The sequence below is a fragment of the Pseudomonas fluorescens genome (genome assembly GCF_041354075.1).
GTDB lineage: Bacteria > Pseudomonadota > Gammaproteobacteria > Pseudomonadales > Pseudomonadaceae > Aquipseudomonas > Aquipseudomonas fluorescens_CE.
The window spans coordinates 46,141-54,628 of record NZ_JARZGC010000029.1; the positions used below are offsets into that span (position 1 = coordinate 46,141).

Sequence of the window (8,488 nt, forward strand, 5' to 3'; positions counted from 1 at the left end):
CCTACAGGGGGTTGGGTCTTCAAACCACCCGATTCAGATCGTTATTGCGCGTCTCCTTCAGGCACAGCACGGCGATCAGGCTCAGCACCGCCGCTCCCGACACGTACCCACCGACATAACTCAGCCCGCCCATCGCTACCAGCTTCTGCGCGAAGAACGGTGCCGCCGAGGCGCCGACAATGCCGCCCAGGTTGTAGGCCGCCGATGCACCGGTGTACCGCACGTGTGTCGGAAACAGCTCCGGCAGCAGGGCGCCCATCGGCGCGAAGGTCACGCCCATCAGAAACAGTTCGATGCACAGGAACAGCGCCACGCCCCAGGTCGAACCCTGGGTCAGCAGCGGCTCCATCAGGAATCCGGACAGAACTGCCAGCACGCCACCGATGACCAGGATCGGTTTGCGCCCATAACGGTCGCTGGCCCAGGCCGACAGCGGGGTGGCGGCGGCCATGAACAGCACGGCGAAGCACAGCAGGCCGAGGAAGGTTTCGCGGGTGTAACCCAGCGTCGACACGCCATAGCTCAGTGAAAACACGGTCGAGATATAGAACAGCGCGTAGCACACCACCATCGATCCGGCCCCCAGCAACACCGGCGCCCAGTATTGGCTGAACAGCTCGACCAGCGGCAGCTTCACCCGTTCCTGGCGCGCCATGGCGTTGGCGAACACCGGGGTCTCATGCAGTTTCAGCCGCACGTACAGGCCGACCATCACCAGCGCGGCGCTGAGCAGGAAGGGAATCCGCCAGCCCCAGGAACGGAATTGCTCGTCATCCAGGCCCATGGCCAGACAGAGAAACAGACCGTTGGCAGCGAGAAAACCAATCGAAGGCCCAAGCTGGGGAAACATGCCGAACCAGGCGCGTTTGCCCTTGGGCGCATTTTCCGTTGCCAGCAGCGCCGCACCGCCCCATTCGCCGCCCAATCCCAGGCCCTGACCGAAGCGCAATACGCAGAGCAGAATCGGTGCCCAGGCGCCAATGCTGTCGTAACCGGGCAGTACGCCGATCAAGGTGGTACAGATGCCCATCAGCAGCAATGAAGCGACCAGTGTCGATTTGCGCCCGATGCGGTCACCGAAGTGGCCGAACAGCGCTGAGCCGAGAGGCCGTGCCAGAAACGCGATGCCGAAGGTCAGAAACGCCGAGAGCATCTGCGCGGTGCCGGAAGTCTGCGGGAAGAACACCGGGCCGATCACCAGCGCTGCTGCGGTGGCGTACACATAAAAGTCGTAGAACTCGATGGCAGTGCCGATGAAACTCGCGGTCGCCACCCGGGTGGCAGAGTTCGTCGGTTGTTCAGGCGTGGTTTCGCTGTAAGTCGTGCTGGTTGTCATGCGGTTGTCCCTGACAGTCTTGTGCTCCAGTGGAGCGAATTATTATGTTCGAACACCCAGGGATGTGGGTTTGCAGCGCAGTGCGGGTAGCACGGGTGGGGCGGGGCTTGGGTAAGCGTGTTGCGATTATAGGAAGGTGGCTAACGATTGAACAAGGGCCAACCGCTGCGCGCCGGGGCTGGGTCGGCGAGGGTTATTGGGTGACGGGAACCGAGCTGGTGAGCCAGATCAGCACGCGGGTCACGCGATTGTCTTCGGTTTCCAGGATCTCCAGCCGGTAACGCCCGATCTTCAGGCACACCGGGCTGTCCGGAATCGTCTCCAGCGCCTCGGTCACCAGCCCGTTGAGGGTTTTCGGGCCGTCGCTGGGCAGGTGCCAGCCGAGGCTCTTGTTCAGCTCGCGCAGGGTCGCCGCGCCATCGATCACCAGGCGTCCGTCGGCCTGTGGATGGATGTGCGGGTTGTGCAGGCTGTGCTGGCTTTCGAATTCGCCGACGATTTCCTCGAGGATGTCTTCCAGGGTGACGATGCCGAGCACCTCGCCGTACTCGTCGACCACCATGCCCAGGCGCCGTTGCTGCTTGTGGAAGTTCAGCAATTGCAACTGCAGTGGCGTGCTCTCCGGGACGAAATACGGGTCGTAGCTGGCGGCCAGCAGGGCTTCGCGGGTCAGGTTGCCCTCGGCCAGCAGGTGGCGGATCTGGCGAGTGTTGAGCACCGCCTCGACCTGGTTGATGTCACTGTGAAACACCGGCAGGCGTGTGCGCCGGTTGGCCCGCAATTGCTCGACGATCTCTTCGATGGAGTCGTCCAGGTTGATCCCGTCGACATCGCTGCGCGGCACCAGGATGTCATTGACGGTAATGTTGTCCAGCGCATGAATGCCCGGCAACGGGTGTGGACGGCAGACCGGGCCTTGCGGGTCATCGTGGCGGTCGGCCGGCGTTTCGTCCTCGCTCTGCTGCACCACCCGGACCTTTCGGGCAAAGGGTCGGGTCAGCAACTGGCTGAGGCCATCCAGCAGCCAGGCGGCGGGGTAGATGATTTTCAGGGGCACGCCGAGCAGGGTATTGCCCAGGGACAGCACGGCATCCGGATAACGGGCGGCGAGGGCGCGGGGCAGGTAGTCGGCGAACACCAGCAGCAACGCCCCCGCCACCAGGCAGGCGGCCCACGGACCGTTCTCGGTCCAGGTGAAAATCGCCAGCAGGGTGCTGATGACCACCACCAGTGCGCGGCACAGGGTATTGCAGAAGATCAGGCTGGACAGCGGGAAACTCAGTTTCGCCAGCGGCTTGTCGCCGGAGCGCGAGGCCGTGCGCTGGGCCAGCACATGCTGTTGCGCGGCCTCGATGGCGGTGAACAGCCCCGACCATAAAATCAGCAGGGCCACCACGGCGAGCATCGGTCCTATGGGCAAGTCGTCCATTAATGCCGCCTGTCAGATATGCAGGATGTATTCGCGGACCAGTTTGCTGCCGAAATACGCCAGCATCAGCAGGCAGAAGCCGGCCAGGGTCCAGCGAATGGCCTTGTGCCCGCGCCAGCCGAGGCGGTTACGGCCCCACAGCAGCACGCTGAAGACGATCCAGGCCAGGCACGCCAGCAGGGTCTTGTGCACCAGGTGCTGGGCGAACAGGTTGTCGACGAACAGCCATCCGGAAATCAGTGACAGCGACAACAGCGTCCAGCCGGCCCAGAGGAAGCCGAACAGCAGGCTTTCCATGGTTTGCAGCGGCGGGAAGTTCTTGATCAGCCCGGACGGGTGCTTGTGCTTGAGCTGATGGTCCTGAAGCAGCAGCAACAGTGACTGGAACACCGCGATGGTGAACATGCCGTAGGCGAGGATCGACAACAGGATGTGGGCGAGGATGCCCGGCTCTTCGTCGATGATCTGCACCGTGCCGGCAGGTGCGAACTGGGCCAGCAGCACGGTCGCGGCGCCCAGCGGGAACAGCAGGATCAGCAGGTTCTCCACGGGGATTCGCGAACAGGCCAGCAGGGTCAGGGCGATGACGGCGGCAGCGATCAGGCTGGCGGCGCTGAAAAAGTCCAGGCCCAGGCCGATCGGCGTCAGCAGGTGGGTGAACAGACTGGCACTGTGCGCCAGGACCGCCAGTACGCCGAGCGTGACCAGCAGGCGCTTGTTCGCCTTGGCGCCGGAGGCCAGGCGAGTGCCCTGATAAATGGTCGCAGCGGCATACAAGCAGGCGGCGGCGAGCGTGGTGAGCAAACTGGGTGACAAGGGGAGCATAAATCCTGTTAGGCAAGCCCGAAAGGCGCTGAGTTTGGCATAGAACCCCCACGGCACGAAAGTGCGAGGTGTGCGCCAGACGCAGTCTTCGCTATAATCCGCGACCTGCCCACGCCGCCAGCTCGCCGAGCACCTGTTTTTCCGCTCTGGGCCGCCATTATCCCGGTCCACACAGGGCCTGAAAGGATCGCGCAATGTTTGAAAACCTAACCGACCGTCTCTCGCAGACGCTGCGCCATGTCACCGGCAAGGCCAAGCTGACCGAGGACAACATCAAAGACACCCTGCGCGAAGTGCGCATGGCGCTGCTCGAAGCCGACGTCGCCTTGCCGGTGGTGAAGGATTTCGTCAACTCGGTCAAGGAACGCGCCGTCGGCACTGAAGTGTCGCGCAGCCTGACGCCGGGCCAGGCCTTCGTGAAGATCGTCCAGGCCGAACTCGAAAGCCTGATGGGCGCGGCCAACGAAGACTTGAACCTGAGCGCCGTTCCACCCGCCATCGTCCTGATGGCCGGTTTGCAGGGTGCTGGTAAAACCACCACGGCCGGCAAGCTTGCGCGCTTCCTTAAAGAACGCAAGAAGAAGTCGGTGATGGTCGTGTCGGCGGACGTGTACCGTCCGGCGGCGATCAAGCAACTGGAAACTCTGGCCAACGACATCGGCGTGACGTTCTTCCCGTCCGACCTGAGCCAGAAGCCGGTGGACATCGCCCAGGCGGCCATCAAGGAAGCACGGCTGAAATTCATCGACGTGGTCATCGTCGATACCGCCGGTCGCCTGCACGTCGACGAAGAGATGATGGGCGAGATCAAGGCGCTGCACGCCGCGGTCAACCCGGTCGAGACCCTGTTCGTGGTCGACGCCATGACCGGTCAGGACGCCGCCAATACGGCCAAGGCCTTCGGCGATGCGTTGCCGCTGACCGGTGTGGTCCTGACCAAGGTCGACGGCGATGCCCGTGGCGGTGCCGCGCTGTCGGTCCGTGCCATCACCGGCAAGCCGATCAAGTTCATCGGTATGGGCGAGAAGAGCGAAGCGCTCGAGCCGTTCCACCCTGAGCGTATCGCTTCGCGCATCCTCGGCATGGGCGACGTGCTCAGTCTGATCGAGCAGGCGGAAGCGACCCTCGACAAGGACAAGGCCGACAAGCTGGCCAAGAAACTGAAGAAGGGCAAGGGCTTCGACCTCGAAGACTTCCGTGATCAGTTGCAACAGATGAAGAACATGGGCGGCCTCGGCGGCCTCATGGACAAGCTGCCGAACATGGGCGGCGTGAACCTGGCGCAGATGGGCAACGCCCAGGGTGCGGCAGAGAAGCAGTTCAAGCAGATGGAAGCCATCATCAATTCCATGACCCCGGCCGAGCGTCGCGATCCCGAGCTGATCAGCGGTTCGCGCAAGCGCCGGATCGCCATGGGTTCCGGCACCCAGGTGCAGGACATCGGTCGCTTGATCAAGCAGCACAAGCAGATGCAGAAGATGATGAAAAAGTTTTCCGCGAAAGGCGGCATGGCCAAAATGATGCGCGGCATGGGCGGTATGTTGCCCGGCGGCGGTGGTGGCATGCCAAGAATGTAAGTGCGCTTTCACGCCAATATCGCTCGATTCTGGCGTGACAAGGCACTGGATTGCGCACCGGTCGTCGTACCGGCGCAGACCCGCAGGGAAGCGGGATCTCCAGCAAACCCGCATATGGCGGGAGCTGACCGGCCGTTGTCACCGACGGCTCTATAGCAAATCTGGATGGCGGCCGATAGACCGCCGGAAAAAGTCATTTGCAAAAGTCCGGATATTCCTTAGAATATGCGGCCTTTCGGGCACCTATGCCCGCTGTGCCTTTAGATTTGCAGCACCGACTACAGGAACGATGTTCACATGCTAACAATCCGTCTTGCCCTTGGCGGCTCCAAAAAGCGCCCGTTTTACCACTTGACCGTAACCGACAGCCGCAACCCGCGCGACGGTTCGCACAAGGAACAGGTTGGCTTCTTCAACCCTGTTGCCCGTGGTCAGGAAGTTCGTCTGTCCGTGAACCAAGAGCGCGTAGCCTACTGGCTGAGCGTTGGTGCACAGCCTTCTGAGCGTGTTGCTCAGTTGCTGAAGGACGCTGCTAAGGCTGCGGCCTGAGCAATATGAACGCGACGCCAGCTGTTGCTGATGATTTGATCGTTATCGGCAAAATTTATTCGGTTCATGGCGTTCGCGGCGAAGTGAAGGTGTATTCCTTTACTGATCCAACTGAAAACCTGTTGCAGTACAAAACCTGGACGCTCAAGCGCGAAGGCAGTGTGAAACAGGTCGAGCTGGTCAGCGGACGTGGGAACGACAAGTTCCTGGTCGCAAAGCTCAAGGGTCTTGATGATCGTGAAGAAGCGCGTCTTCTGGCCGGTTACGAGATCTGCGTGCCGCGCAACCTGTTCCCTGAATTGACCGACGGCGAGTACTACTGGTACCAGCTGGAAGGTCTGAAGGTCATTGATCAACTCGGGCAATTGCTCGGGAAAATCGATCATCTTCTGGAAACCGGCGCCAATGATGTAATGGTGGTCAAGCCTTGCGCTGGCAGCCTGGATGATCGCGAACGCCTGTTGCCCTATACCGAGCAATGCGTGTTGGCTGTCGACCTTGCCGCAGGCGAGATGAAGGTGGATTGGGACGCGGACTTCTAAGCGTGGCTAACTTGCGCGTAGAAGTGATCAGTCTGTTCCCCGAGATGTTCTCCGCCATCAGCGAGTACGGCATCACCAGTCGGGCGGTGAAACAGGGGCTGTTGCAGCTGACCTGTTGGAACCCGCGAGACTACACGACGGATCGACATCACACGGTGGATGATCGCCCATTTGGCGGTGGTCCGGGCATGGTGATGAAGATCAAGCCCCTGGAAGATGCTCTGGTTCAGGCCAAGGCAGCAGCCGGGGAGGCGGCGAAGGTGATTTACCTGTCCCCCCAAGGCCGTCAACTGACTCAGTCGGCGGTACGCGAGTTGGCGAATCTGGATGCATTGATCCTGATTGCCGGCCGCTATGAAGGCATTGACGAGCGTTTTATTGAGACTCATGTCGATGAAGAGTGGTCGATTGGCGACTATGTACTGTCTGGCGGCGAGCTGCCGGCGATGGTCCTGATCGATGCGGTTACACGACTGCTGCCCGGAGCTTTAGGGCATGCGGACTCCGCCGAGGAAGATTCCTTTACGGACGGTCTGCTGGATTGCCCGCACTACACCCGACCTGAGGTGTATGCGGATCAGCGTGTTCCCGACGTGTTGCTAAGTGGCAATCACGCGCACATCCGGCGTTGGCGTTTACAGCAGTCCCTTGGTCGGACCTATGAACGACGCGTCGATCTTCTGGAAAGCCGCTCGCTTTCTGGAGAAGAGAAGAAGCTGCTCGAGGAATACATCCGCGAGCGGGACGATAGTTAACAACGTATCGATGGTAGATCCGACGATTTACCTTAGGAGCACAGCATGACTAACAAAATCATCCTTGCACTCGAAGCAGAGCAGATGACCAAAGAAATCCCTACCTTTGCCCCGGGCGACACCATTGTCGTTCAGGTGAAAGTGAAGGAAGGCGACCGTTCGCGTCTGCAAGCGTTCGAAGGTGTTGTTATCGCCAAGCGTAACCGCGGCGTCAACAGTGCATTCACCGTTCGTAAAATCTCCAACGGTGTTGGCGTAGAGCGTACTTTCCAGACCTACAGCCCGCAAATCGACAGCATGGCTGTCAAGCGTCGCGGTGACGTACGTAAAGCCAAGCTGTACTACCTGCGCGACCTGTCGGGTAAAGCAGCTCGCATCAAGGAAAAACTGGTTTAAGTCCAGCTTCCGATGCAAAAAAAGCAGCCTGCGGGCTGCTTTTTTGTTGCCCGCGATTTATCGTTCCGAACCGTATTGCCGGTTTTTGCCTGAGCCTTTATGCCCGCCATTGATCATCCCCTGATAGACCAGTTTCTCGATGCGCTGTGGCTGGAGAAAGGTCTGTCCGACAATACCCGTGATGCCTATCGCAGTGACCTGGCGCTGTTCAACGGCTGGTTGCAGGATAAAAACCTGGAACTGATCAACGCCGGTCGCGAGTTGATCCTCGATCACCTGGCCTGGCGCCTGGAGCAGAACTACAAGCCGCGTTCCACGGCGCGCTTTCTCTCGGGTGTGCGGGGTTTTTATCGCTATCTGCTGCGGGAGAAGCTGATCGCTGTCGATCCGACCTTGCGTGTGGACATGCCGCAACTGGGCCGGCCGTTGCCCAAGTCCCTGTCGGAAGCGGATGTCGAAGCGCTGTTGAAGGCGCCGGACCTGAGCGAAGCCATCGGCCAGCGCGATCGTGCCATGCTCGAAGTGCTTTACGCCTGCGGTTTGCGGGTGACGGAGCTGATCAGCCTGACGCTGGAGCAGGTCAACCTGCGCCAGGGTGTGTTGCGGGTGATGGGCAAGGGCAGCAAGGAGCGGCTGGTGCCCATGGGCGAGGAGGCGATTGTCTGGGTCGAGCGCTACCTGCGCGATGGCCGTGGCGAACTGCTGGGCGGTCGTCCCAGCGACGTGTTGTTTCCCAGCCTGCGCGGCGAGCAGATGACCCGCCAGACCTTCTGGCACCGCATCAAGCATCAGGCCAAGGTCGCCGGGATCGGCAAATCCCTGTCACCGCACACCCTGCGTCATGCTTTCGCCACCCACTTGCTCAATCACGGTGCCGACTTGCGGGTGGTGCAGATGTTGCTCGGCCACAGCGACCTGTCGACCACGCAGATCTACACCCATGTCGCCCGCGCGCGGTTGCAGGACCTGCATGCCAGGCATCATCCGCGGGGGTGAGCGCTGGTCCCCAGTGGGAGCGGGGGGGGGGGGGGGGGGCGGCGCGTGGGGGGGGGCTATAAAATAGAAGTCGCGCCAGCCAA

At 61.1% G+C, this 8,488-nt stretch carries 9 protein-coding genes; 6 read left to right on the forward strand and 3 right to left on the reverse strand.

All coding sequences use genetic code 11. The features are described 5' to 3' along the window. Positions 1–19 precede the first annotated feature (19 nt). The 3 genes from QIW53_RS25160 to QIW53_RS25170 form a co-directional block, all read right to left on the reverse strand. Positions 20–1,336, reverse strand: a complete 1,317-nt coding sequence (locus tag QIW53_RS25160; RefSeq protein ID WP_371052267.1) for an MFS transporter — start codon at positions 1,334–1,336, stop codon at positions 20–22. A gap of 193 nt (positions 1,337–1,529) precedes the next feature. Then, positions 1,530–2,765, reverse strand: coding sequence for a transporter associated domain-containing protein (locus tag QIW53_RS25165; protein WP_371052268.1), 1,236 nt, complete (start codon positions 2,763–2,765; stop codon positions 1,530–1,532). A 12-nt stretch (positions 2,766–2,777) separates the two neighbouring features. Then, positions 2,778–3,590: a cytochrome C assembly family protein gene (locus tag QIW53_RS25170; protein ID WP_371052269.1), complete on the reverse strand. Its 813-nt coding sequence runs from the start codon at positions 3,588–3,590 to the stop codon at positions 2,778–2,780. Between the two features lie 194 nt (positions 3,591–3,784). On the opposite strand from QIW53_RS25170, the gene ffh reads away from it, so the two are divergent. From ffh to xerD, 6 genes are all read left to right on the forward strand, one after another. Next, on the forward strand, positions 3,785–5,167 hold the full coding sequence (gene ffh / locus QIW53_RS25175; protein WP_371052270.1) for a signal recognition particle protein: 1,383 nt from the start codon (positions 3,785–3,787) through the stop codon (positions 5,165–5,167). Between the two features lie 297 nt (positions 5,168–5,464). Continuing rightward, positions 5,465–5,716: a 30S ribosomal protein S16 gene (gene rpsP, locus QIW53_RS25180; protein ID WP_007944872.1), complete on the forward strand. Its 252-nt coding sequence runs from the start codon at positions 5,465–5,467 to the stop codon at positions 5,714–5,716. A 5-nt stretch (positions 5,717–5,721) separates the two neighbouring features. Continuing rightward, positions 5,722–6,258: a ribosome maturation factor RimM gene (rimM, locus tag QIW53_RS25185; RefSeq protein WP_371052271.1), complete on the forward strand. Its 537-nt coding sequence runs from the start codon at positions 5,722–5,724 to the stop codon at positions 6,256–6,258. Positions 6,259–6,260: 2 nt separating this feature from the next. Next, positions 6,261–7,013: a tRNA (guanosine(37)-N1)-methyltransferase TrmD gene (gene trmD, locus QIW53_RS25190; RefSeq protein WP_371052272.1), complete on the forward strand. Its 753-nt coding sequence runs from the start codon at positions 6,261–6,263 to the stop codon at positions 7,011–7,013. A 45-nt stretch (positions 7,014–7,058) separates the two neighbouring features. Then, positions 7,059–7,409: a 50S ribosomal protein L19 gene (gene rplS / locus QIW53_RS25195; RefSeq protein ID WP_054593850.1), complete on the forward strand. Its 351-nt coding sequence runs from the start codon at positions 7,059–7,061 to the stop codon at positions 7,407–7,409. Between the two features lie 99 nt (positions 7,410–7,508). Then, a complete protein-coding gene (gene xerD, locus QIW53_RS25200; protein ID WP_371052273.1) occupies positions 7,509–8,405 on the forward strand; it encodes a site-specific tyrosine recombinase XerD in 897 nt (298 codons plus the stop codon). Positions 8,406–8,488 lie beyond the last annotated feature (83 nt).